This window comes from Pseudoxanthomonas sp. G3 (assembly GCF_057654715.1).
The window spans coordinates 2,397,485-2,422,597 of sequence record NZ_CM172805.1 but is presented as its reverse complement, the minus strand read 5'-3'; the positions used below and the strand labels follow the sequence as shown (position 1 = coordinate 2,422,597).

Here is a 25,113-nt window from a genome sequence, read left to right as displayed (position 1 = left end):
ACGACGTCCTGACGAGGTAGATAGCCAAGGGTAACCCAGGGGTCCAGGCCGGACCCATGACGAAAGGCATGGGCACGCCTCCGGAAAGCCCGTCAATCTGCGGCAGAATCCCCCGAGCGCCCCCTGACGGAGAGTCCTGTGAAGCCTGTCCTTGCATTCTGCTGCGCGCTGTTGCTGGCGCCCTCGGCCATGGCCGCCGAGACCCTGAAGTACGTCGCACTGGTGGATGGCGGCAAGCAGGCGGGCGAACAGACGGTCACCCTCGGCGATGACGGCGTGACGCGCGTGGATTTCATCTTCAAGGACAACGGGCGCGGGCCGGAGTTGAAGGAGGAGTACACCCTCGCTGCGGACGGGACGTACCAGCGCTACCAGGTGAAGGGCGTATCCACGTTCGGCGCGCCGGTGGACGAGACGTTCATCCGCGAAGGCGATCGCGGCCGCTGGAAGAGCACGTCGGACACCGGAACGCATGCCTTCGTCGGTACCGCGCTTTACACGCCGCTGGGCGGTACACCCGCTTCGACCTCCGTCGCGCTGGCGGCGCTGGCCAAGCGCCCGGACGGGAAGCTGCCGCTGGTGCCGAGCGGCACGCTGACGCAGCGCAAGCTCGCTTCGATGGATATCCGCAGCGGTAGCCAGTCGCGTACGGTGGACCTGCTGGCGCTGACCGGTATCGGCTTCACGCCCAGCTTCGTCTGGGTGACCCGCGATGCCGAACCGCGCCTGTTCGCCTTCATCTATCCGGGCTTTCTGCAGCTGATCGAGGATGGTTGGCAGGCATCGGCCAACACGCTGGAAGCGCGGCAGAAGATCGCCGAGCGCGAGGCGCTGCTGGCGATGCAGCAGCGTCTGGCGCACCCGCTGCCGGGCACCACGCTGATCCGCAATGCGCGTGTGTTCGACAGCGAGAAGGCCGTGCTCGGGCCGGCGTCGGACGTGGTCGTCCGGGAGGGCCGGATCGTGTCGGTATCGCCCGCCGGGCAGGCCAAGGTACAGGCGCAGCAGGTCGTGGACGCCGGTAACCGCGTGCTGCTGCCTGGCCTGTACGACATGCACGTGCATGCGGGCAGTTGGGAGGGCGGCCTGCACCTGGCGGCGGGCGTCACCAGCACGCGCGACATGGGCAACGACAACGCGACGTTGCAGCAACTGATGGCCGAAGAAAAAGCGGGTACGCTGATGCATCCGAGGGTGATCCCGGCCGGGTACATCGAAGGCCAGAGTCCGCATTCGTCGCAGGGCGGCTTCGTGGTGAAGGACCTGGCTGGCGCGAAGCAGGCCATCGACTGGTATGCCGACCACGGCTACCCGCAGATCAAGATCTACAACTCCTTCCCGAAGGAGATCCTGCGCGACACCACCGCGTACGCGCACCAGCGCGGCCTGCGGGTCAGCGGGCATGTGCCCGCGTTCCTGCGCGCGCAGGACGTGGTGGAGCAGGGCTATGACGAGATCCAGCACATCAACCAGGTGATGCTGAACTTCTTCGTCACTCCCGAGACCGATACCCGCACGTTGGCACGCTTCTACCTGGTCGCGGACAAGACCGATGGCCTGGACTTCGACAGCAAGCCGGTGCAGGACTTCATTGCAGAGCTTGCACAGAAGCAGATCGTCATCGATCCCACGCTGGCGACGTTCGAGTTCATCCATCAGCGCGAGGGCCAGTTGTCGCCGATCGTCGCCGACGTGGCCGACCATCTGCCGCCGGACGTGCAGCGCAGCCGGCGCGCAGCCGAAATGGACATCAAGGACGACGAGACGGGCGCACGTTACAAGCGCAGCTTCGACAAACTGGTGGAGTTCACCGGCCGCATGTACCGGGCCGGCGTGCCGATCGTGGCCGGTACCGATGAACTTCCCGGCTTCACCCTGCAGCGCGAGCTGGAACTGTACGTGCAGGCGGGGCTGACGCCATCGCAGGTCCTGCAGGTGGCTACCTGGAACGGCGCCAAGTACACCCGCACGCTGGAGGATGCCGGCTCGATCACGCCAGGCAAGCGCGCCGATCTGGTGCTGGTGGACGGAGATCCGACCACGGACATCGCCGACGTACGCAAGCTCGCGCTGGTGATCAAGGGCGGGCAGGCGTACTACCCCGCCGAAATCCACGAAGCGTTGGGCATCAAGCCGTTTGCGCCTGCCCTGAGCGTGCAATCCGCTCGCTGACGCATCGGTTGTAGGAGCGACGTCAGTGGCGACCGTACACCTGGAATTCCTGGTCTGCGGTCGCGACTGACGTCGTTCCTGCGGGAGGGCAGGGCTACGTCAGGATCTCGTAACGCCGCCAGATCCACGACAACTCGTACAGCAGTGCCATCACCGCGAACGTGCCGTGGAAGCGCGGGCTGCGGGACACGATGGCGGCCAGGCTGCCGGCGATGTAGCCGGCATTGCGCACCCAGTACTCCACGCCCAGCTGTTGCGCGTAGGCATCGCCCTTGATGAGGGTGTCGCCTGCATCGACGACGAACATCAGGGCGAGCAGTCCGAAAAACCACTTGCGTCGTCCGTAGTAGTACTCGCGGTAGCCACCGCCTTCCGGCAGCGATTCCGGGAAGACCAGGGCGCACAGCAGGTACAGCAGCAGCGCGTACAGCGTGACGTAGAGGTACAGGCTGAAGTTCCAGTGCGCCTGGTGGGACAGGCTGAATTCCCACCACCAGAAATGCAGCAGGTAGACGAACATGAAGCCCGCCCAGACGAGGTGGATGCTGTAGACGCGGTGGGCATTCGGTCGTTCCACCAGTCGCGCCACGTGGCGCAGCAGATGGGTGAGGCCCAGGCCGACGATCATGCCCAACAGGATGCGGACATGGATGTAGAGGTTGGCGTGGCTGGCGGGATCGGCGGCTTCTGGCATGGGCAGCGTTCTGGATCCGGTGCGGGGCCACGTTAGCCGATCATCGGAGGCATGGACAGCGGTCGGGGCGTCGCCTTGCCCTGCGCGCGCGGGCGGTGTCTCATAGCGCCTTTCCCGGAGAGCACGCATGACCACTGCCTACGACTTTTCCGCCCAGGACATCGACGGCCGGGAGCGGTCGCTCTCGGAATACCAGGGCAAGGCGCTGTTGATCGTCAACGTGGCGTCCAAGTGCGGTTTCACGCCCCAGTACACCGGGCTTGAGGCGCTGTGGCGCGAATTCGGCCCGCAGGGGCTGGTGGTGCTCGGCTTCCCGTGCGACCAGTTCGGCCACCAGGAGCCCGGCGACGAGGCGGAGATCCGCAATTTCTGCTCGCTGAACTACGACGTGACCTTCCCGATGTTCGCCAAGATCGACGTCAACGGCGATGCCGCGCATCCGCTGTGGACGTGGTTGAAGCAGGAGAAGAGCGGGCTGCTGGGCATCGGCGCCATCAAGTGGAACTTCAGCAAGTTCCTGATCGGGCGGGACGGCAAGGTGCTCAAGCGTTATGCGCCCACCGACACGCCGGAATCACTCGCGGGGGACATCCGCGCCGCGCTCGCGTGAGCGACGTGCCCGCCAGCGGTACGCCGCTGTTCCACATCGAATTCGCGACCACCGACTACGGCCTGCGCGCCTGGGTGACGGGCGTCAACGGCACGCTGGACACCACGCTGGCGTATTGGCGCACGATCGCCGAAGAAGTGCGCCGCCTGCCGCCCAAGGGCCTGCTGGTGGTGGACGACATGGAAGGCGAGCCGCCGCCGCCGGGGCAGTTGCTGGAGTTCGTGCAGGCCATGCAGGGGCAGGGCATGGAGGCGGTCCGCATCGCCTATGTCGAACGGCATGCCGAACAGCTTGCGCAGGTGGAATTCGCCGGCCTGCTGGCCAACGAGCACGGTTTCAATGCCCGCGTGTTCGCCGACGAAACGGCGGCCGCGCTGTGGCTGCGCTACGGCGAGCGTTGACCTTCCAACCGCGACGGTGCTGCCTCCGCGAGCAGCCGCCGCGTGAGTGGCGACCACACTTTCCACGCGTGGCCGCCGTCCACCACGACCACGTGGTCCTGCGGCAGCAGGCCGGCAAGCGGCGGCATGGCACCGGCCAGCCGGTCCTGCGCGCCGTAGCCGAGCCAGACGGTCCTGGTGCGGGCCGGGTCGTGCTGCCACGATTGCAGGTGGCGCCAGAGTTCGCGCTGATAGTTGTCCGCGTCCACCTGGGCGGGAACGGGGCCCGCCCGCCACCGCTCCAGTCCGGCCTCACGTAGTTCATCGATGAGCGGCCGCTTGCCCAGGTAGGGCGCCAGCAACACCAGGCCATCTGCGTCCCCGGGATAGGCGCGGTCGTACATCAGCGTGCCCATGCCGCCCATGGAGGCGCCGAGCAGCCACACCTGTCGGTAACCCCGCTGGCGTGCCGGCGCGATCACTTCCTCGTGCAATCGTTGGGGCGCGCGTCCCTGCATGTAATAGGCGAATCCCAGACCGGTCAGCAGAACGTCCGCGTCGGTCCATGCCGCCTGTATCGCGGGCGCAATACCGCTGGCGCGCAGGGCGGCGATGTCGTCGCCGCGACCCGGCAGGACCACCACAAGACGCGTCGCCGGTCCGTCGGCGGGCACGAGCGCCTGCGGTATGGGCGCGCGTGCATTGCCGCCGCCGGGGAGGCAGGCAGCCAACCCTGCCGCCAGCAAGAACAGGCCGCCGATCCGCAGGATTCGCCGGGCGATGCTCACGGGGCGGAGACCTTCCGCTGAAGCGCTTCTTCCGGCAGCAGCTGCAGCAGTTCTTCGGTGAAGGATTCCAGGACGTCTTCCGAGTACCCGCGATGCGTCTGCGCGATCACACCGTCCTGGCCGATGATGAACATGTTGGGCAGGGCGGTCACACCGTAGCGATCACTGACCACACCGCGTTCGTCGTGCACGTAGGTGACCTTGAGGTCCTTGTTGGCGCGGATCACGGCATTGAAATCACGGCGCGGTTCCTTGAAGTTCACCGCAATGACTTCCAGGTGTTCGCGGCCGACGATGTCCTGGACCCTGGCGAGCATGGGCAGTTCGCGCCGGCACGGCCCGCACCACGAGGCCCAGAACGTCACCACGACCACTTTGCCCTGCAGGGCCGCCAGATCGACGGGGTTGCCCTCGCGATCCTTCAAGCCGATGGGCGGCGGCGTTTCCCCTATCCCGGGCTGCTTCACCGGTTCGGCGGCATGGGCATACGTTGTGACGGCCAGCAGGACCGCCAGCCACAGGCTACGCATCATTCGCTAGTCCTCCCCAGGACGTTGCGGGCGAGCGTAGCACCCCGTCGAAGACTTGTGCGGGCCCCCAAACGAGGCGGGACAGGTGGGGCCGGGGGGTTACTTCTCCACGAACGCGCGTTCGAACACGTACTGCCCGGCCGTGCCGATGCGCGGCGCCGCCGTGAAGCCGCGGCCGTCGAGCAGCGCGCGGAAGTCGGCCAGCATCTGCGGGCTGCCGCAGATCATGGCGCGGTCGTGCTCGGCATCCAGTGCCTCGATGCCGAGCGTCTTCATCATCTCGCCGCTGGCCATCAGGTCGGTCAGCCGGCCGCGGTTTGGGAAATCCTCGCGGGTGACCGCGGGGTAGTACAGCAGCTTCTCGCGGATCGTCTCGCCGAGGAACTCGTGCTGCGGCAGTTCCTTCTCGAAGTAGTCGCGGTAGGCGAGGTCTTCCACGCTTCGCACGCCGTGGGTCAGGATCACCTTGTCGAAGCGCTCGTAGGTCTCCGGGTCCTTGATCACCGAGAGCCAGGGCGCCAGGCCCGTGCCGGTACCCAGCAGGTACAGGTTGCGGCCGGGGTGCAGGTCGCTGATCAGCAAGGTGCCGGTGGGCTTGCGGCCGATCAGCACGGAATCGCCGGGCTTGATGTGCTGCAGGCGCGAGGTCAGCGGACCGTTGGCCACCTTGATGCTGAAGAACTCCAGCTGCTCTTCCCAATTGGCGCTGGCGATGGAATAGGCGCGCAGCAGCGGCTTGCCGTCCACTTCCAGGCCGATCATCACGAACTGGCCGTTCTCGAAGCGGAAGCCGTCGTCGCGGGTGGTGGTGAAGCTGAAGTAGGCGTCCGTCCAGTGACGGACATCGAGCACCGTCTCGGTGCCGAACGCGGAGGACATGAGGGGGTCTTGGCTATCGAATCAACGGCCTATTGTAGCCGACGTCGCCACGCCGGCCTTGATCGAACTCAATCGTGCCGCGCGGGAGTGCCCGCGTCCGGCTCGGGAACCACATGGCCGCGCTGGTGGAAGTACAGCTGCTCGGCGACCCTGCGCATGAAGGGCGTCCTCAGCGCCAGATCGAATGGCGCGTCGAACTGCAGCCGATCGAAGGCCCAGCGCAGCGCGCGTTTGGTTCTGAAAGCCGCTACGGCGTCCGTCGCGACGGGCATATCGTCATCGACGCAGGAGTGCAGGCGGTGCGCGATGGCCTCGCCAACCGCGCTCCCATGGCGCAGGCCGGCATGGATGCCGCCGGCGGTGACCGGCGATACCATGCCTGCCGCATCGCCAGCGAGCAGCACGCCTCTCCGCTGCCGCGGATGGACGGGTCCGCCGCAGGGAATCAGGCCGGCGCGGACGCTGCTCGGACGCCGCGATCCGGGCAGTCCCGTCATCACGGCGGTATGGCGAAGGAAGCCCTCGATGTCCGGCACGACGGTCGAGCCGGGCAGATGCCGGCGCGCCAGTCCCGCTTGCACGCCGGTCGGCGTCTGGGCCACCCAGCCGATATAGCCTGGCGCGTAGCGCTTGCTGATGAAGCAGTGCAGGGCACTGGGCTCGCGGAGCGCCGCACCATCGAATTCGTATTCGACGCCGTACAACCATTGATCCACGCGACCCAGCCCAAGGCGCGTCGCCACGCGCGATGTCGCACCGTCGGCGCCCACGAGCCAGCGTGCGCGCCCGATCCCGGGCAGCCGCCAGTGAGCTCCGATCCGCACCGCATCACGGAACGGCGCGCCCAAGCGCAAGGCGATGCCGCGATCCACGAGCCCTTCGCCCAGCCAGCGCATCAGGGCGGGCGTGTCCGTGGTGTGGAAGCGGTAGCCGGGCGCGGCGAGCAGCAGGCTCCGGAGATTGGGCGCATACAGCCGTGCGTGCGGCACGGCACGCACGAGCCGCGCGGGCAACCCGGCCAGGCAGGGATGAAGCAGCGCCTCATCCACCAGGATGCCGGTCGTATGGAGGCGTTCGCCCAGATCGCGCTTGCGATCAATCACGCAAACGCGCGCGCCGTGTTGCGCGAGGGCATGGGCGCATGCGATGCCGGCGAAGCCGGCCCCCACCACGATGACGTCGTAATCCGTTTCCTGCACGCGCGCGGCTGCCCAGTATCTCGGGAGCGTCCAAGATGCGTCGCGTCTGCGTAGTCGCCATGAAGCGACGGTGAAGCTTCGGAAACTCCGTGTGCCTCAAAAAAAGGAAGGCGCCCCGCAGGGCGCCCTCGTTCCACTCAGCAGCTCGCTCAACCGTGGCCGCCACCGCGCGGACCGCGCTGGCCGCCGCCGCCGGGTCGTCCACCCGGGCCGCGACCACCGGCGGGACGACCACCCGGACGCGGACCTGCATGCTGCGGCCGATTGCCGCCGCCAGGACGCCCCTGCGGACGCGGACCACGAGGCTGCTGGCCGTAGGGATTGAATCCGGGGTTTGCGTGGTCGGACGGGAAACTCGGCGCATTGCCGGGATGGCCGTATGGGCGCGCCGCACGCTGCGGCTTGCCGGCACCCTGTGCTCCACGCGGGCCGCGCTCGGCGGCGAAGCCACCGCCGCGGTCGTTGCCGAAGCGATCGCCACCGAAGCCGGCACCCGCACCCGCACCTGCGCCGGGACCGCGCTTGCCACCGGGCTTGCCGCCAGCGCCAGGACGACCGCCGGGCTTGCCGCCGTAGGGCTTCTTCGCGCCGCCGGGACCGGCGTTGCGGTGACCGGCAGGGCCGGTGTCCACGCCGTCCGGCACGTACCAGCTGCGGAACGCCGCGGGATTGCCATCCGGCAGGGGCTTGGGGCCCTTCGGCGTGCGCTGTTTGAACGGCTTCTGCGACTGACGGGCGGCTTGTTCGCCGCTGACGGTCAGGCCCCCGTGCGGCTTCTTGCCGCGGCCACGGCCGCGGTCTTCGCGTACATGGTCGAAGCGGCGCAACTCGCGGCCTTCATCGGCCGTGTTGTGGCCGTTGACGTAGGCGCTGCCGCTGCGGCCGCCCCCGAGATGTACGGTGGACTTGGAGGCCTTGCGCTGGCCGATGACCGGTTGCAGCGTCAACGCGGCGGGCGCGCCGTCTTCCAGGCCCAGGTCCTTGCGCAGCGCTTCGACCTGCGCGTCCGGCAGTTCCTGCGACTGGCCGCGCAGCAGCGGCTGCGGCAAGCTGACCTTGCCGTAACGCACGCGCTTCAGGCGGCTCACCTGGCAGCCCTGCGATTCCCACAGGCGGCGCACTTCGCGGTTGCGGCCTTCCTTGACGACCACGCGGAACCAGTCGTGCGAGTCGGTACCGCCGATGCGTTCGATCTCGTCGAACTTGGCCGGGCCGTCGTCCAGCGCCACGCCGCGGCGCAGGCGGTCGACGATATTGTCCGGCACGCTTTCCTGGCCCTCGGGCGCACGCACGCGGACCACGTACTCGCGCTCGACTTCGTACGACGGGTGCATCATCGCGTTGGCGAGTTCGCCATCGGTGGTGAGGAGCAGCAGGCCGGTGGTGTTGATGTCCAGGCGGCCGATCGCGATCCAGCGCGCGCCCTTCAGCGCAGGCAGGGCTTCGAAGATCGTCGGACGACCCTCGGGATCTTCGCGGGTGGTCACTTCGCCTTCCGGCTTGTTGTAGATCAGCACGCGGGCCGGTTCGGTGAGCGCGCTGGCGACGAAGGTCTTGCCGTCCAGTTCGATCTTGTCGCCGGCCTTGACCGACAGGCCGGTCTGCGCGGTTTCGCCATTGACCTTGACCAGGCCGTCGGCGATGCGCTGTTCCAGCGCGCGGCGCGAGCCCAGGCCGGCTTGGGCGAGCACCTTGTGCAGGCGTTCTTCCAGGCGGGACGCTTCGACCGGTGCGCTCTCACGCTTCAGGGACAGTTTGCCCAGCGTGGTCTTCTTCGGGGTGTTGCTCATTGCTTCTGCTCCGACGGTGCCCGGCCTTCCTCGTCGGAAGCAGCGGCGTCGTCATCTTGGGGGTGGGAGTCATCGGGCTCACCGGCGTCTTCGCCGGTGTCGTCCGATGCGGTGTCTTGATGGTCTTCGTTGTCGCCGTCGTCGTTCGACGCGGCAGTCTCATCGCCGCCGTGGTCGGCGTCGTCTTGCTCGTCCGCCGGCGCGTCGCCGCTGGCGATGCTGACCGGCAACGGGGCGCCGTCCAGCGGCAGCTGCGGTTCCAGTTCGCCGATGTCGCGCAGTTCGGACAGCGGCGGCAGTTCGTCCAGGCGCTTGAGCCCGAAATAATCCAGGAAACCCTTGGTCGTGCCGAACAGCGCCGGTTTGCCCGGCACATCGCGATGGCCGACCACGCGGATCCATTCGCGCTCTTCCAGCGCCTGGATGATGTTGCTGCTCACCGCCACGCCGCGGACCTGTTCGATCTCGCCGCGCGTGATCGGCTGGCGGTAGGCGATCAGGGCCAGCGTCTCCAGCGTGGCGCGGGTGTACTTGGTCTTGCGCTCGGTCCAGAGGCGGGCGACCCAGCCATGCACGTCGGCCTTGACCTGGTAGCGATAGCCCGACGCCACTTCGACCAGTTCGACGCCACGGTCGGCGCAAGCCTCGGTAAGCTGCTGCAGGGCGGCTTCGACGCTGCCTTCGGGTGCAGGTTCCTCTTCGGGAAACAGGCCATGCAGCTGCGCCAGCGTCAGCGGCTGGGTGGCCGCCATCAGCGCGGCTTCCACGATGCGGTTGATGAGCGATTGATCCATGCGGTCCTGTCGTTCGGGCAGGCAGCGGGCGTGGGCGCCGGCTGCGTCAGGGGGTGTCGTTGGCGGCGTCGGTATCGTCGAATTCGCTGGAGAACTGCAGCGGTTCGTTGGTGTTGTTCAGGGCGAGCGACTTGATGTAGATCGGCGCGAGCGGGGCTTCCTGCACGATGTCGAGCAACTGCTCCTTGGCCAGTTCCAGCATGGCGAGGAAGGTCACCAGCACGCCCAGCTTGCCTTCCTCCACCGTGAACATGCTTTCGAAGCGGTGGAACTTGCCATCCTCCAGCCGCGTCAGCACGTCGCCCATGCGCTGGCGCACGCTCAGCGCTTCGCGCTTGATGGCATGGCCGCTGAAGAGCTCGGCGCGCTTGAGCACGTCGTGCAGCGCCAGCAGCATTTCCTTCAGTTCCACCGGCGGCGGCAGCTTGACCGCCGCCCGGTCCGGCACGTGCGCATGCACGGGCGTGGTGTCGCGATCCTGGCGGGGCAGGGCGTCCAGGTCCTCGGCGGCCTGCTTGAAGCGCTCGTATTCCTGCAGGCGGCGCACCAGCTCCGCGCGCGGATCGCCCTCCTCGCCTTCTTCCGATACCGGTCGCGGCAGCAGCATGCGCGACTTGATCTCGGCCAGGATCGCGGCCATGACCAGGTACTCGGCCGCCAGTTCGAACCGCAGTTCCTGCATCACGTTGATGTAGTCCACGTACTGCCGGGTGATCTCGGCGACGGGGATGTCCAGAATGTCCAGGTTCTGCCGGCGGATCAGGTACAGCAGCAGGTCGAGCGGGCCTTCGAAGGCGTCGAGGATGACTTCCAGCGCGTCCGGCGGGATGTACAGGTCCTGCGGAATCTGCAGCACCGGCTGCCCATGCACGACCGCCAGCGGCATTTCCTGCTGCTGCGGATGCGTGGACGGGTTGGACGGAGTCGCGTCGGACGCGAGTTCTGGGCTCATCAAGAAACAGCCATCGTGCTAATCACAGCCTCGGCATGCGTAGGGCGCGCGGCAGGGGCGGCGCGGTTCCGGCAATGCGCTAACAACATCATGCGTCGCAGGGCGAACGCTTCCCTTACAGCAACCAGCAATGCACACCGCGGGAGCCGCGGGGGCGGACAGCGAGAGGTCGTCGGGCGCGGGCGGGTGGGGGCAGCGAATCAAACGTCCCGGTGGTCCCCGTGGAGGGGTGGGCGGACCGTGGTGGCCGGTGCCTCCCCTGGACGGGCCGCTGCTTCCGGCCGTGCAATGGAGGACAGGGTAAGCGCTGGCCGGGACGGTGTCCAGCACCGTGCACCGGGTGGGCACGTACAATTCAGGCTTCGACTCCGGAGTGAAGACCATGTGGTATGCCATTGAAGGCCATGACGCGGCCGACGTCCTGCCCAGGCGCCTGGAAGCCCGCGCGGCCCACCTGGCCCGCTTGACCGCCCTGCGCGATGAAGGGCGCCTGCTGCTGGCCGGTCCCTGTCCGGCGATCGACGCAGAGGACCCGGGCCCGGCCGGTTTCAGCGGCAGCATCGTTATCGCCGAGTTCGACTCCCTTGAGGAAGCCCGCGCCTGGGCCGACGCGGACCCCTATGTCGCGGCCGGGGTGTATGCCAGGGTGGACGTGCGCCCGTTCCGCAAGGTCCTGCCGTGAACAGGATCGAGCGGATTCGAGATGCGCTGGCGGTGCTGCAGCCGACCTTGCTGGATGTGGTGGACGACAGTCATAAGCATGCCGGCCACGAGGGTGCACGCGATGGCCGCGGTCATTTCACCGTGCGGATCGTCAGTCCGGCCTTCGCGGGCAAGGCCCCGCTGGCGCGGCATCGGGCCGTCTATGTCGCCCTGGGCCAGATGATGCAGACCGACATCCACGCCTTGGCCATCGAGGCCCGGACCCCGGACGAGGCGGGCTAAGCCGCGCGACGTTTTCCGGCACTGCCGCATGCAGTGCGCTGTGAAAACGTTTACATTCGCCCCCTTTCGCATCGCCGGGAGGGCGCCATGACCCGAAACCACCACCCCCTTGCTCTCAACCCCTTGCGGGTCGGTCTGTTGGCCGCGCTGATCGCCGCGCCTGTCGCGGCCAAGCCCCCGGTCTACGCCACGTCGGCCGAAACCGCGTTCGTCGACGCCTTGCTGGCGAAGATGACGGTGGAGGAGAAGCTCGGTCAGCTGAACCAGCCCCCCGGCGTTGGCAACAACACCGGCCCGGCCGCGATGGCGGGCAACGAGGACCAGATCCGCCGCGGCGAGATCGGCTCCTACCTGGGCACCCAGGGGGCGGCGCTGACCTGCCGTCTGCAGAAGATCGCAGTGGAGGAGTCCCGGCTCGGCATCCCCCTGCTGTTCGGCTACGACGTGATCCACGGCCACAGGACCGTCTTCCCGGTGCCGCTGGGCGAGTCATCCAGTTTCGATCCGGACGAGGTCCAGCACGCCGCGCGCGTCGCCGCGATCGAGGCCGCGGCGCACGGCATCCATTGGACCTACGCACCGATGGTCGACATCGCGCGCGACCCGCGCTGGGGCCGCATCGTGGAAGGCGCGGGTGAGGATCCGTATCTGGGTTCGGTGCTTGCCGCCGCCCGGGTGCGCGGCTTCCAGGGGGACGACCTGCGCAAGCCAGACGCGGTGCTGGCGACGGCCAAGCACTTCGTCGCCTACGGCGCGGCCGAAGCGGGGCGCGACTACAACGTAGCCGACATTTCCGAGCGTACGTTGCACGAGGTCTACCTGCCGCCGTTCAAGGCGGCCGTCGATGCGGGTGCGCAATCGATCATGGCCTCGTTCAACGAGATCGCTGGCGTACCCATGCACGCGCATCGGCCGTTGATCCAGGATCTGCTGCGGAAGGAATGGGGCTGGGACGGCCTGCTGGTGAGCGACTACACCGGTGTGATGGAACTGATGCCGCACGGTGTAGCGGCAAACCCGGAACAGGCCGGCGCGCTGGGCCTGCGCGCCGGCGTCGATGTCGACATGGTCAGCCAGATCTACGTCAAGGATCTGCCGGCGGCCGTCAAGGCCGGCCGCGTGCCGATGGCCGAGGTGGATGCCTCGGTGCGCCGCGTGCTCAACGCGAAGTACCGGCTGGGCCTGTTCGACGATCCGTACCGCTCCTGCACGCCGGACGGCGCGCGCGAGCGCGCGCTGACGCTGACGCCGGACCACCGCGCCGCCGCGCGCCGCATGGCGCAGAAGTCGATGGTGTTGCTGGAGAACGAAGGCGACGTGCTGCCCCTGTCGAAGTCCATCCGCACGCTGGCAGTGATCGGCCCGCTGGCCGACCATCGCCGCGCGATGCTAGGCAACTGGGCGGTCGCGGGGCGCGAGGAAGACGCGATCACGCCGCTGGAAGGCCTGAAGGCCGCGCTGGGCGACAAGGCGCGCCTCATCGTGGCCAAGGGCGCCGACATCGACAGCCAGGACACCTCCGGCTTCGCCGACGCCGTTGCGGCGGCCAAGCAGGCGGACGCGGTGGTGATGTTCCTCGGCGAACACCCGGACATGAGCGCGGAGGCCAACAACCGCACCACGCTCGACCTGCCGGGCGTACAGGAGCAACTCGCGCTCGCGGTGGCCGCGACCGGTAAGCCCTTCGCGCTGGTCTTGCTCAACGGGCGACCGCTGTCCATCGGCGGCCTCAAAGGCAAGGTGCCGGCGATCCTAGAAGCGTGGTTCCCGGGTGTGGAGGGTGGCCCGGCGATTGCCGATGTGCTGTTCGGCGACGTGAACCCGTCGGCCAAGCTGCCGGTGACGTTCCCGCACAACGTGGGGCAGGTGCCGATCTATTACGCGCACAAGAACACCGGCCGTCCGCCGCGCGAGGAAGAGAAGTACACCAGCAAGTACCTCGACGTGCCGTGGACGCCGCTCTATGCCTTCGGCCATGGCCTCAGCTACACGACGTTCCGATACGACGCGCCGGTCGTGTCGAAGAAGACGCTCGCGCCGTCCGCCCTGGCGCAACAGGTCAGCGTGCGCGTCACCAACTCCGGCAAGCGGGCGGGCGAAGAGGTGGTGCAGCTGTATGTGCGCGACGACGTGGCCAGCATTACGCGCCCGGTGAAGCAACTGCGTGGCTTCCAGCGCGTCGCGCTGAAGCCGGGTGAGTCGAAGGTCGTCACCTTCTCGCTCGGCTTCGATGACCTGTCGATGCTCGACGACCGCATGCAGCGCGTGGTGGAGCCGGGCACGTTCACTGTCTTCGTCGGCGGCAGCTCGGATATGACGCGCGAAGCAAAGTTCGAGGTCGCGGCCAAGTAAATGTGGCGTTGCAGTGGGCGTGAATATGCTGCAGCGCAAAATACTTACGAATACCTGCTGGCTTATGTAAGTACATGAATTTCAAGTGTTTTCTGGTTTGAATAACGCGGGCTTTACACGTTTCCGTGAAAACGGTTACAGTCCGCGCCACTTGTAGCAGTCATCACCGCGGAGGGGCGGGGAATGGCGCGAACCTCGGTCACCATCAAGGATGTCGCACGTGAGGCACGGGTTTCCGTGGCGACCGTGTCGCGTGCCTTGAACGGACACGAGAACGTCGCCGAGTCGGTGCGCCAGCAGGTGCTGGCCACCGCCGACCGGCTGCGCTACCAGCCCCATGCCGCCGCCCGCAGCCTCAGCAGCCGCCGCACCCAGACCATCGGTGTGGTGCTCCCCGATCTGTATGGCGAGTTCTTCTCCGAACTGATCCGCGGCATCGACTTGGTGGCGCGTGCGCGCCGTCAGCACCTGCTGGTCTCGAGCTACCACGGCCATCCGGAAGAGCAGGGCGAAGCCTTGCGCGCGATGCGTGGGCGCGTGGATGGCCTACTGGTGCTTTCGCCCTACACCGACCAGCCGGGTTTCCTCGTGGACAACCTGCCGTCATCGCTGCCGGTCGTCCTGATCAACACCGATGTGCAGGAAGCGGCGTACCCCGCGCTGACCATCGATAACTACAGCGCCGCCGTCGCCATGGTCGAGCACTTGGCGCAGGCCGGTCATCGCCGCATCGCCTTCATCGGCGGCCCGGAAGGCAACTTCGACGCACGCGAACGCCTGCGCGGCTACCGCGACGCCCTCGCGCGCTTGGTGCCTGGCGCGACGCCGTTGGAGTTCGCGGGCGATTTCAGCGAATCCGCCGGTTACGAGGCTGGAAAGCGGATCGCGCAGATGCAGGAAAAACCGCAGGCCGTGTTCGCGGCCAACGACATGACGGCGCTCGGTTGCCTGTACGCCTTCAACGAAGCCGGCGTGCGCGTGCCGCACGACGTCGCGCTCGCGGGCTTCGATGACATTCCGTTGGCGCGCTTTGTTCACCCGACCTTGACCACGATGCGGGTCAGTATCGCGGAGTTGGGTGGGCAGGCGATGAGCCGGCTGCTGGACACGATCGATTCCGATGGCGAGCGCGTGGCGCCGTCGGCGACGCTGGTTCCCGAACTGATCGTGCGGGAATCGAGCATCGGAGCGGTGCCCCAGGCGAAGAAGTAGCAAGGAGAGGCACCCGCTTTTTTTTGGGTGGGCTTGTAACCGATTACAGGCGGCATCAAGCCAGCCCCGCAATGAAACAACTTTTTGGAGGGAGAGAGCCAATGAAGCATCGCAACCGTTCCACAACCCAACCCAAGCGCAAGCTGCTGACCTGTGCGCTCGCCAGCGTGCTGGTCATCGCGAGCGGCCATGCCATCGCGCAGTCGTCCAATGCCACGCTGCGTGGCAAGGCTGAAGCCGGTGCGCAGGTGACTGCCGTCAACACCGCCACGGGCACCAAGCGTCAGGTGACCGCGACCGCCGACGGCAGCTACGCGCTCGTCGGCTTGGCGCCGGGCACCTATAAGGTTACTTCCGGTGGTGCCGAACGCACGGTGACCCTGCAGGTCGCCACGTCGGTCAATCTGGATCTTGCTGGCGCCGCGCCGGCCGCTCCGACGGGCGATGCGACCACGCTGGACACCGTCCGCGTATCGGCGCCGCCGCTGCAGGAGGTCAAGACCTCCGAAGTCGGCACCAACGTGTCGCTCAAGCAGATCAATACCATCCCGCAGCTGACGCGCAACTTCCTCGAGTTCGCCGACACCGTACCGGGCATGCAGTTCGAGACGGACTATGCTTCGGGTCAGTCCAAGCTCCGCGGTGGCGCGCAGAAGACCAGTGCCATCAACGTCTACATCGACGGCGTTGGTCAGAAGAACTACGTGCTGACGGGTGGCGTTGCAGGCCAGGACCAGAGCGCGGGTAATCCGTTTCCGCAGCTGGCGATCGGCGAATACAAGGTGGTGACCTCGAACTACAAGGCGGAGTTCGACCAGGTTGGCTCGGCAGCCATCATTGCCCAGACCAAGTCGGGGACGAACGAGTTTAAGGGTGAGCTGTTCACCCGCTACACCAATACCTCGATGCGCCAGCCGACAGTGGGCGAAGTCGCTGCTGGTGAAGAAAAGGATCAGACCAAGCAGAACGAGTATGGCTTTGCCTTGGGCGGCCCGATCATCCAGGACAAGATGCATTTCTTCTTCAGCTACGAAGCGAAGGATTTCATCCTCAACGTCAGTCCGGTGGCTGCACCCGCCGATCGCTCCAACTATGAGGCGTTTCTTCCGGAGCGCATTCGCGCACAATTGGGGCCGACTACGTCTCCGTTCAACGAAGACCTGTACTTCGGCAAGATCAGCTGGGATATCGGCGACAACGATCGACTGGAACTGTCGGCTAAGTATCGCGACGAGGAAGGCGTCAGTGGCAACGGCGGTACGACCACGGACAGCGCCGCCAAGGTCAATTTCAATACCGACAAGCGCTACGATCTCCGCTGGATGCATTACGGTGAGACTTTCCTCAATGAAGCGCGCGTCACGTACGAAGATTCGCTCTTCAATCCGGCGGCGTACGTCATCGGCAATCAATCGGTCTTCACACGCGGCCTGCGCGAGAACGAGGTCCTGATAACCAGCGACTCCACCAGTGCGTTGTCGATCCAACGCAAGGGGCAGAAGGGTCCCGCGTTCCAGAACGACCTGACCTTTAACTCGTTCGAATGGATGGGCGACCACGTCGTCAAGATGGGTGTGAAGTTCAAGTCGGTCGAGTTGACGCAGAGCGAGAACTCCGCCATCAATCCGACGTTCCGTTATGCCGTCAACGACGGCTCGGAGACGCCCAGCCCGTACCTGCCTATCGGTACTAACACGATCCCCTATCAGGTGAATTTCAACGCTCCCTTCGAAGGGGCCTCGCCGATCGTCACCACCAAGGCGAAGCAGTACGGCATCTACATCCAGGACGACTGGGATGTCACGGATCGCCTGCAGTTGAACCTCGGCCTGCGCTGGGATTACGAAGAGATCCCGTCCTACCTCGATTTCCAGACTCCGCAGGAAGTGGTGGATGCATTGTACGGCCCGGGTACGGGCAGCAATTCGGGCGGTGTCTATGCCGACCAGCTGCGCGCCGGTGGCATCAATATCGAGGACTACATCAGCACCGGCAACAACCGCGAGGCCGACAAGAACAACTGGGCACCGCGCCTGGGCTTCTCGTACGACCTGACCGGTGACGAGCGCTGGGTGCTGTTTGGTGGCGCGGGCCGCAGCTACGACCGCAACCTGTACGACTACATGGGGCTGGAACAGGTCAAGTCTGCGCTTTCCACCTACCGGATCAATTTCGTCGAGAGCTCGGGCTGCGCTCCGGTTTCCGCCACGTGTGTGAACTGGGATCCACGCTATCTCAATGGCATGGGTGAGCTCTATACACTGGTCGATGCGCGGAATCGCAACGGCGAGATCGATCTGATGAACAACGATCTGGTCACGCCCTATTCCGATCAGTACTCGCTCGGTATCCGCGGCACTATCGGCGAGTGGAACACCTCGGCGACCGTGGCATATATCCACAGCAAGGAAGGGTTCGTCTTCACCTTGGGCAATCGCTACCCCAATGGCAACTTCTACGATGCGCCGTCCTGGAACGCCAACGATATCGCGCAGCCGTGGGAGCATTCGCCGCCGGGCTTCGGTTCGCTGATTCTTGGCGACAACGGTATCGAAACCAAGACGACCCAGCTGTTGTTGTCGGCCGAGAAGCCGTACACGGAAGAATCGGGCTGGGGCTTCACCGCGGCTTACACGTTCTCCCGCGCAAAGGGCAACCGCGGCGGCGACGAACACTACTCCTTCGATGCACCGACGATCGATGCGTATCCTTTCATCGACTTGAAGGCTGTGCCGCGCCACCGCCTGGTAATGACAGGCATCTACGACCTGCCTTGGGGCTTCACGGCTTCCGCGAAGGTCACGCTGGCCACGCCGCCGCCGCTCAACTCCGTTGTCGGCTGGTGGGAGTACGGCTCGGCCACGGCGGTTCCGCCGCTGATCGTCTCCGTCGATACTCCCGGGACGCTGGGTACCAAGCAGCTGGATCTGTCGCTGTCCAAGCGTTTCGATATCGCCGAAGACATGGCATTTGAAGTGCGTGCGGACATGATCAATGCGACCAACGCCAAGAACTACAGCACGTATCGCACGACGTGGGGCTCGGGTGGCGTATACGATCCGGAGACGAGCGTGGTCAGCTCGGGATCTGGCGTCAATAGTTACTCGCCGCCGCGCACACTATTCGTCAGCGCGCGTCTGACCTGGTAACAGAGTGTCGTCATCGGCCATGTTCGGGACCCGCGCAAGCGGGTCCCGTCATTTGGGGGAGGGGAGATGGACGGGAATTCGATTCGCGAGATCGTGGTGGTGGGCGGCGGTTCGGCCGGCTGGATGGCCGCGGCAGCCTTGGTGAGACATCTCGATCGCAGCTGCAAGGTCCGGCTGGTCGAGTCCGACGAGATCGGCATCATCGGCGTCGGCGAGGCCACGGTGCCGCACATCCGCACGTTCAACGCGCAGGCACTGGGGCTGGATGAAGCCGAGTTCGTGCGGGCCACGCAAGGCACGTTCAAGCTCGGCATCGAGTTCCGCGACTGGGCGCGCATCGGCGATCGCTACATGCACGGCTTTGGCACGGTGGGCCATGATCCAGGCCCGGCGGCCTTCCATCACTACTGGTTGCGCCTGCTGCTGGCAGGAAAGGACGTCGGCGACATCGGCGCCTACCAACTGCAGACGGTGGCGTCACGCGAAGATCGATTCCTCCCGGGCGCAAACGATGTTCCGCCCACCTCGCCGCTGGCTTCGGTGGCCTACGCCTACCACTTTGACGCCACGCTCTACGCCCGCTACCTGCGTGGATTCGCGGAGGGGCAGGGCGTGGAGCGGATCGAAGGCAAGGTCGTCGATGTGGAGCTTCGTCCCGAAGACGGCTTCGTCTCGGCGGTGGTCATGGCCGATGGCCGACGGGTCGAAGGCGATCTCTTCATCGATTGCTCCGGTTTCCGTGGCTTGCTGATCGAACAGGCGCTCAAGACCGGTTACGAGGACTGGAGCCAGTGGTTGCCCTGCGACCGTGCCGTGGCCGTGCCGTGCGCGCGCGTGGGCGACCCGACGCCGTACACGCGCTCGACGGCGCGCACCGCCGGCTGGCAATGGCGGATTCCCTTGCAGCACCGCACGGGCAACGGATTGGTGTACTGCAGTCGGTTCCTCAGCGAGGACGAAGCGGTCGGCACCTTGCTGGCCAACCTCGATGGCGAGGCACAGGCGGACCCACGGCCCCTGCGATTCGTGACCGGCAAGCGGAAGCAGTTCTGGAACCGCAACGTGGTGGCGGTTGGACTTGCGAGCGGCTTCATGGAACCGTTGGAGTCGACCAGCCTGCTGCTGATCCAGACCGCGATTCTTCGCTTGCTGGACATGTTTCCGCGTCAGGGTATCGATCCCGGGCTGGCCGCCCGTTACAACGCGCGCACGCACTTCGAGTACGACCACATCCGGGATTTCCTGATCCTGCATTACAAGGCGGTCGAGCGCGATGAGCCTTTCTGGAAAGAATGCCGCGAGATGGCCATCCCCGATACGCTGCAGGCCAACATCGACCTGTTCCGCAACAGCGGGCGCTTCTACCGCGACGGTGAGGAGTTCTTCGCCCTGCAGAGCTGGGTCCAGGTGATGCTGGGCCAGCGCATCGTGCCGACCGCATATTCGCCACTGGTCGATCGCCTCTCGGAAGCCGAGGTCGAGGCTTTCGTGGCCAATGTCAGGCAGACGATCGACCGTTGCGTGCAAGCCATGCCCAAGCATCAAGCCTTCATCGAGCGGCATTGCCGGGCGCCGGCAATTCCCTGACCCCCTGATAGCCTTTGCAGACGTTGCAGTGCAGCATGGCGGGCCTTCAGTTTCTTTCGGGAAAACAATCGCTTGCAGCACGCAAGATCCACGGTTGGCCGCTTTTGCCATGGTCGATGAAAACGGTTACATTTTCGTGGCGAGATCTCATCCGTGGAGGGCGGACGTGACGCACGAGAGGCTGACCCGAGGCATGTCGCACGCAGGTGCGACGAGCCTGGAGCGAAACACACCGGTCGATCCGGTGACGGGAGCCCGTGCCTTCTCCGCCCGCTGCCTGATCGGCAACGAAATCCCACTTTTCTACTGACCGTCGGCGAAGCCCGTCCGTCGTATGGCGCACGGTGTTTCGCTCCTGCATGTAACCGTTTACAGCCCAGCACGATGACCACGAACGAAGCTCGCTTTCCGTTGACCCGCAGCATCACGGCGCTCCTCTTCATGCTGGCGATCGCCGCCTGCCAGAGGACGCCGGAGCCTGCGCCGAAGCCCGCGGCCACGCCAGCCCCGCCCGTGGTCGCCGCAAAACCCGAGCCGCCGGCCAAACCCGAGCTTCCGCCGCTGTTCCGCGATATCGAGCGCCGCACGTTCCAGTTCTTCTGGGACACGACCAACGAAGTGAATGGACTGACGCCCGACCGCTATCCGTCGCGCCCTTTCGCGAGCATCGCCTCGGTCGGCTATGCGTTGACGGCGTACCCCATCGGCATCGAGAACGGCTGGGTGAGCCGCACGCAGGCGGTGGACCGTACGCTGACCACGCTGAAGTTCCTGCGCGATCTGCCGCAAGGCGCGCAGAAGGAAGGGCGGGCCGGTTACAAGGGTTTCTACTATCACTTCCTCGACATGGACACCGGCCAGCGCTTCAACACTTGGGTCGAACTGTCCAGCGTGGATACTTCGCTGCTCATGATGGGCGTGCTGTTCGCGCAGTCCTACTACGACCGCGACGACGCGCGTGAGAAGGAGATCCGCGAGATCGCCGATGTGCTGTACAGGCGCGTGGACTGGACCTTCCTGCAGAACAACAAGCCGTTGATCGCGATGGGCTGGTTCCCCGAGAGCGGCACGATCCCGCACGATTGGAAGGGCTATAACGAAGCGATGATGGTCTACGTGCTGGCGATGGCCTCGCCGACGCACCCGGTGGGCCAGGACGCGTGGGAAGTGTGGACGCGCAGCTACGGCGAGCTCTGGGGCGTATTCCAGGGTCAGGAGTACCTGACGTTCGCGCCGCACTTCGGTCATCAGTACAGCCACGTTTGGATCGACTTCCGCGGCATCCAGGACGCGTACATGCGCGAACGCGGCATGGACTATTTCGAGAACAGCCGCCGTGCCACGTATGCGCAGCGCGCCTACGCGACCGAAAACCCGATGAAGTGGAAGGACTACGGCGAGAACGTCTGGGGCCTGACCGCGTCCGATGGTCCCCAGCAGACCCTGCAGGAGTACCGCGGCGAGCAGCGCCAGTTCCGCCACTACTCCGCGCGCGGCGCCGGCTTCCGCGAGAATTTCGACGACGGTACGATCGCGCCGACGGCCGCGGTCGCCTCGCTGCCGTTCGCGCCGGAGATCGTGATCCCGGCCACGGAAGAGATGCACCGCCGCTATGGCGACTACCTGTACTCGAGCTACGGGTTCCTCGACTCGTTCAACCCGAGCTTCGACTACGACATCCCGCTGAAGACTGGGCGCATCGTGCCGGGCAAGGGCTGGGTGGCCAGCGACTATATCGGCATCGACCAGGGCCCGATCCTGGCGATGATCGCGAACTACCGCAGCGACTTCGTCTGGAACGTGATGAAGAAGAACCCCTATATCCGTGATGGCCTGAAGAAGGCCGGCTTCGAAGGCGGCTGGCTGGACGCGAAGACCGAGCAGGCCGCACAGAGCGCGCCGACCGCACCGACTGCGCCGCCGGATCTCGACGCCGCGGCGGCACGCGCGTTGGGTACCGCCGAATCGCGTGCTAATCAAGCCGCGCAGCCCGAGGCGGCGCGCCCGCAGCAGCCGGAGTAAGCTGCACGCATGATCGAGCGCGTGCCAGCGTCGTTCTCTCCAGCACGCATCAGGGCCGCCTTCGCTGGAAGGCGAACCTTGATGCGCTGCTGTTTCCTGTTGGTTGTCGTGGGCCTCGTCGCCGTGCTCGCGGGCTGCGCGCGTACCGAAGACACGCGCACGACGGTGCGTTTCTGGGTAATGGGGTATGAGGGCGAAGTAGTCGCCAAGCTGCTGCCCGAGTTCGAACGCCAGCACCCGGACATCCACGTCGACCTGCAGATCGTGCCGTGGTTGTCTGCGCACGAGAAGCTGCTGACCGCCTTCGCGGGCGATTCGCTGCCCGACGTGTGTCCGATCGGCAATACCTGGATCCCGGAGTTCGCCGCGCTCGGTGCGCTGGAACCGCTGGATGACGAGGTCGCGGCGACGCCGGGTTTCAATGCGCCGGATTTCTTCCCGGGGGTCTGGGACACCGGCGTGATCGACGGTCGCGCCTATGCGGTGCCGTGGTATGTGGAGACGCGCCTGCCGTTCTATCGCCGTGACGTGCTGGCGAAGGCCGGCGTGAAAACGCTGCCGACCAGCTGGTCCGAGTGGCGCATCGCGCTGCGCAAGGTCAAGCAGGTAGCGGGCGAGGGCAACTACTCGATCCTGCTGCCGCTCAACGAGTTCGAACCCTTGTTGAGCCTGGCCATCCAGCAACCCGAGCCGCTGCTGCGCGACGGCGGACGCTACGGTAACTTCCGCAGCGAAGGCTTCCGCCAGTCGCTGGGCTTCTACAAGGAGATGTTCGACCAGGGCTGGGCGCCGGTGGTGACCAACAACCAGATCTCGAACGTGTGGGACGAGTTCGGCAAAGGCTTTTACTCGTTCTACATCTCCGGTCCCTGGAACATCGCCAAGTTTAAGGAGCGGCTGCCTGCCGCCCAGCAGGATGACTGGATGACGATGCCGCTGCCCGGGCCGAACGGTCCCGGCGCATCGTTGGCCAACGGCACCAGCTTCGTGGTGTTCAAGAACTCACCGAACAAAGATGCGGCCTGGAAGCTCATCGCCTGGCTGTCGTCGCCGCAGGTGCAGACCGAATTCCATGCCCTGACGGGGGACCTGCCGCCGCGCCGTTCCCCGTGGCTGACGCCCGCGCTGGCTGAGGATCCTTATGCCAAGGCCTACCGCGAGCAGCTGGAGCGCGCCGTGTCGACGCCGAAGGTGCCGGAGTGGGAGCGTATCGCCACGGAGATGCGGCTGGTCGGCGAGCAGGTGGCGAATGGGCGCATGACGGTGGATCAGGCGGTCGAAGAACTGGATCGTCGCGCTGACCGCATCCTCGAGAAGCGTCGCTGGATGCTGGACCATGCCAAGGGTGCTGCGCCGTGAGGTCCTCGCACGCGCTCGCGGGGTGGTTGTTCGCCGCCCCGGCCTTGACGGTCATCGTTGTGTTCTTCGGGTTGCCGGTGCTGGCCGCGTTCGTGCTGAGCCTCACCGATTTCGACATCTACGCGCTGGCCGACATCGGCAACCTGCGCTTCGTCGGCCTCGACAACTACCTTGGCCTGTTGCAGAACCCGTTGTTCTGGAAGTCGCTGGGCAATACCGTCTACTTCGTCGTCGTGGGCGTACCGCTTTCCGTGGCGGTGTCGTTGGGCGCCGCGCTGCTGCTGCATTCCAAGCTGGGGCGCTTCAAGGGCTTCTTCCGTACCGCGTTCTTCGCACCCGTGGTTACCACGGTAGTGGCGGTGGCGGTGATCTGGCGCTATCTCTTCCACACCAAGTACGGCCTGGTGAACTGGGGCCTGTCGTGGGTGGGCGTCGATGCGGTGGACTGGCTCGGCGATCCCACCTGGGCGATGCCGACCATCATCCTGTTCGCTGTGTGGAAGAACTTCGGTTACAACATGATCATCTTCCTGGCCGGCCTGCAGAGCATCCCCGAGGATCTCTACGAAGCCGCGCGCATCGATGGTGCATCGCGCTGGGCGCAGTTCCGCCACGTCACCCTGCCGCAGCTCGGCCCGGTGCTGTTGCTGGTCGGCATCCTGACCATGGCCGGTTACTTCCAGCTGTTCGCCGAACCCTACGTGATGACCCAGGGCGGTCCGTTGGAGAGCACCAAGAGCGTGCTGTACCTGATGTACGAAGAAGGCTTCAAGTGGTGGAACCTGGGCAACGCGTCGGCGGTGGCGTTCCTGCTCTTCATCCTGATGACGGCCGTCACCAGCGGCCTGCTGTGGTTCGCCCGCAAGCGGGGCGTGGAATGAACAATCGTCTGGCTGCGATCGCCGTGAACGGCCTGCTGGTGGCCCTGGCCGTCGTCAGCCTGGGGCCGCTGCTGTGGATATTGTCGGTGTCCTTCATGCAGACGGGCGAAGCCGGGCATTTCCCGCCGCCCCTGCTGCCGTCCGCGCCCACGCTGGACAACTACCGCGACCTGTTCGTGCGCGCCGGCATGGGCCGCTACCTGGTGAACAGCTTCATCGTCTCGACCAGCGTCATGCTGCTCTCGCTGCTGTTCAATACCATGGCCGGCTATGCATTCGCCAAGCTGCGTTTCAAGGGCCGCGACAGCACCTTCCGCGCGTTGCTCGCGGCGTTGGTGATCCCGGCGCAGGTGGCCATGATGCCGTTGTTCCTGCTGCTCAAGCAGATGGGGCTGGTGAATACCTATGCCGGCGCTATCGTGCCGGGCATGGCGGCGATCTTCGGCATCTTCCTGGTGCGCCAGTACGCGCGCTCGATCCCCGACGAACTGCTCGAGGCTGCGCGCATCGACGGCGCCAGCGAAGCGCGCATCTTCTTCCAGATCGTGCTGCCGGGCCTGAAGCCCATCCTGGTGACGCTGGCGATCTTCAGCTTCCTCGGCGCCTGGAACGACTTCATGTGGCCGTTGATCGTGCTGAGCGACGATGCATTGCAGACCCTTCCCGTGGCGCTGGCGGCGTTGTCGCGCGAGCACGTGATGGACTACGAACTGATGATGGCCGGCTCGGTCGTCACCATCCTGCCGGTGCTGCTGCTGTTCCTCGTGCTGCAGCGCTACTACATCCAGGGCTTGCTGCTGGGTAGCGTGAAGGGCTGA

At 65.8% G+C, this 25,113-nt stretch carries 20 protein-coding genes and 1 pseudogene; 13 read left to right on the top strand and 8 right to left on the bottom strand.

Translation table 11 applies throughout. The features are described 5' to 3' along the window. Positions 1-138: 138 nt before the first annotated feature. On the top strand, positions 139-2,172 hold the full coding sequence (locus AC23D6_RS11450; RefSeq protein WP_487749393.1) for an amidohydrolase family protein: 2,034 nt from the start codon (positions 139-141) through the stop codon (positions 2,170-2,172). Between the two features lie 94 nt (positions 2,173-2,266). Here the strand turns inward: AC23D6_RS11450 and AC23D6_RS11445 are convergent, their stop codons facing one another. Next, the gene (locus AC23D6_RS11445) at positions 2,267-2,866 is read right to left on the bottom strand and encodes a hypothetical protein (RefSeq protein ID WP_487749392.1); all 600 of its coding nucleotides are present in this window, start codon (positions 2,864-2,866) and stop codon (positions 2,267-2,269) included. A 127-nt stretch (positions 2,867-2,993) separates the two neighbouring features. Here AC23D6_RS11445 and AC23D6_RS11440 point away from each other — a divergent pair, with 127 nt between their 5' ends. Together AC23D6_RS11440 and AC23D6_RS11435 are read left to right on the top strand one after the other, a co-directional pair. Then, on the top strand, positions 2,994-3,476 hold the full coding sequence (locus AC23D6_RS11440; RefSeq protein WP_487749391.1) for a glutathione peroxidase: 483 nt from the start codon (positions 2,994-2,996) through the stop codon (positions 3,474-3,476). Further along, the gene (locus AC23D6_RS11435; RefSeq protein ID WP_487749390.1) at positions 3,473-3,877 is read left to right on the top strand and encodes a hypothetical protein; all 405 of its coding nucleotides are present in this window, start codon (positions 3,473-3,475) and stop codon (positions 3,875-3,877) included. Before AC23D6_RS11440 ends, AC23D6_RS11435 begins: the two co-directional genes overlap by 4 nt. On the opposite strand, the gene AC23D6_RS11430 is transcribed toward AC23D6_RS11435, so the two are convergent. The 7 genes and pseudogenes from AC23D6_RS11430 to AC23D6_RS11400 all read right to left on the bottom strand — a co-directional run bounded on the left by AC23D6_RS11430 (position 3,862) and on the right by AC23D6_RS11400 (position 10,788). Continuing rightward, positions 3,862-4,644, bottom strand: coding sequence for an alpha/beta hydrolase (locus AC23D6_RS11430; RefSeq protein WP_487749389.1), 783 nt, complete (start codon positions 4,642-4,644; stop codon positions 3,862-3,864). The genes AC23D6_RS11435 and AC23D6_RS11430 overlap by 16 nt on opposite strands. Further along, positions 4,641-5,177, bottom strand: coding sequence for a TlpA disulfide reductase family protein (locus AC23D6_RS11425; RefSeq protein ID WP_487749388.1), 537 nt, complete (start codon positions 5,175-5,177; stop codon positions 4,641-4,643). The genes AC23D6_RS11430 and AC23D6_RS11425 overlap by 4 nt, the downstream gene beginning before the upstream one ends. Positions 5,178-5,273: 96 nt before the next feature. Continuing rightward, entirely contained in the window at positions 5,274-6,053 is a 780-nt protein-coding gene (locus AC23D6_RS11420) for a ferredoxin--NADP reductase (protein WP_487749387.1), read from the bottom strand. Between the two features lie 68 nt (positions 6,054-6,121). Next, the gene (locus tag AC23D6_RS11415) at positions 6,122-7,252 is read right to left on the bottom strand and encodes an NAD(P)/FAD-dependent oxidoreductase (protein WP_487749386.1); all 1,131 of its coding nucleotides are present in this window, start codon (positions 7,250-7,252) and stop codon (positions 6,122-6,124) included. A gap of 149 nt (positions 7,253-7,401) precedes the next feature. Further along, on the bottom strand, positions 7,402-9,042 hold the full coding sequence (locus tag AC23D6_RS11410; protein ID WP_487749385.1) for a pseudouridine synthase: 1,641 nt from the start codon (positions 9,040-9,042) through the stop codon (positions 7,402-7,404). Between the two features lie 32 nt (positions 9,043-9,074). Further along, a pseudogene (scpB, locus tag AC23D6_RS11405) lies at positions 9,075-9,836 on the bottom strand (SMC-Scp complex subunit ScpB); the annotation flags it as partial. A 46-nt stretch (positions 9,837-9,882) separates the two neighbouring features. Further along, complete coding sequence (locus tag AC23D6_RS11400; RefSeq protein ID WP_487749384.1) at positions 9,883-10,788, bottom strand: segregation and condensation protein A; 906 nt, start codon at positions 10,786-10,788, stop codon at positions 9,883-9,885. A gap of 382 nt (positions 10,789-11,170) precedes the next feature. Between AC23D6_RS11400 and AC23D6_RS11395 the strand changes: the two genes are divergently transcribed. The 10 genes from AC23D6_RS11395 to AC23D6_RS11350 all read left to right on the top strand — a co-directional run bounded on the left by AC23D6_RS11395 (position 11,171) and on the right by AC23D6_RS11350 (position 25,113). Next, positions 11,171-11,470 (top strand): YciI family protein, encoded by a 300-nt coding sequence (locus AC23D6_RS11395; protein ID WP_487749383.1) that lies wholly within the window; start codon positions 11,171-11,173, stop codon positions 11,468-11,470. Continuing rightward, positions 11,467-11,733, top strand: coding sequence for a BolA family protein (locus AC23D6_RS11390; protein ID WP_487749382.1), 267 nt, complete (start codon positions 11,467-11,469; stop codon positions 11,731-11,733). Before AC23D6_RS11395 ends, AC23D6_RS11390 begins: the two co-directional genes overlap by 4 nt. 87 nt (positions 11,734-11,820) lie before the next feature. Then, positions 11,821-14,085, top strand: coding sequence for a glycoside hydrolase family 3 N-terminal domain-containing protein (locus AC23D6_RS11385; protein ID WP_487749381.1), 2,265 nt, complete (start codon positions 11,821-11,823; stop codon positions 14,083-14,085). A gap of 183 nt (positions 14,086-14,268) precedes the next feature. Then, on the top strand, positions 14,269-15,297 hold the full coding sequence (locus AC23D6_RS11380; protein WP_487749380.1) for a LacI family DNA-binding transcriptional regulator: 1,029 nt from the start codon (positions 14,269-14,271) through the stop codon (positions 15,295-15,297). A gap of 101 nt (positions 15,298-15,398) precedes the next feature. Then, the gene (locus AC23D6_RS11375; protein WP_487749379.1) at positions 15,399-18,446 is read left to right on the top strand and encodes a TonB-dependent receptor; all 3,048 of its coding nucleotides are present in this window, start codon (positions 15,399-15,401) and stop codon (positions 18,444-18,446) included. Positions 18,447-18,512: 66 nt separating this feature from the next. Further along, positions 18,513-20,033 (top strand): tryptophan halogenase family protein, encoded by a 1,521-nt coding sequence (locus tag AC23D6_RS11370; RefSeq protein ID WP_487749378.1) that lies wholly within the window; start codon positions 18,513-18,515, stop codon positions 20,031-20,033. 384 nt (positions 20,034-20,417) lie between these two features. Beyond that, positions 20,418-22,055 (top strand): glucoamylase family protein, encoded by a 1,638-nt coding sequence (locus tag AC23D6_RS11365; protein ID WP_487749377.1) that lies wholly within the window; start codon positions 20,418-20,420, stop codon positions 22,053-22,055. An 81-nt stretch (positions 22,056-22,136) separates the two neighbouring features. Next, the gene (locus tag AC23D6_RS11360) at positions 22,137-23,414 is read left to right on the top strand and encodes a sugar ABC transporter substrate-binding protein (protein WP_487749376.1); all 1,278 of its coding nucleotides are present in this window, start codon (positions 22,137-22,139) and stop codon (positions 23,412-23,414) included. Further along, positions 23,411-24,295, top strand: a complete 885-nt coding sequence (locus AC23D6_RS11355; RefSeq protein ID WP_487749375.1) for a carbohydrate ABC transporter permease — start codon at positions 23,411-23,413, stop codon at positions 24,293-24,295. The genes AC23D6_RS11360 and AC23D6_RS11355 overlap by 4 nt, the downstream gene beginning before the upstream one ends. Continuing rightward, positions 24,292-25,113: a carbohydrate ABC transporter permease gene (locus AC23D6_RS11350; protein ID WP_487749374.1), complete on the top strand. Its 822-nt coding sequence runs from the start codon at positions 24,292-24,294 to the stop codon at positions 25,111-25,113. Before AC23D6_RS11355 ends, AC23D6_RS11350 begins: the two co-directional genes overlap by 4 nt.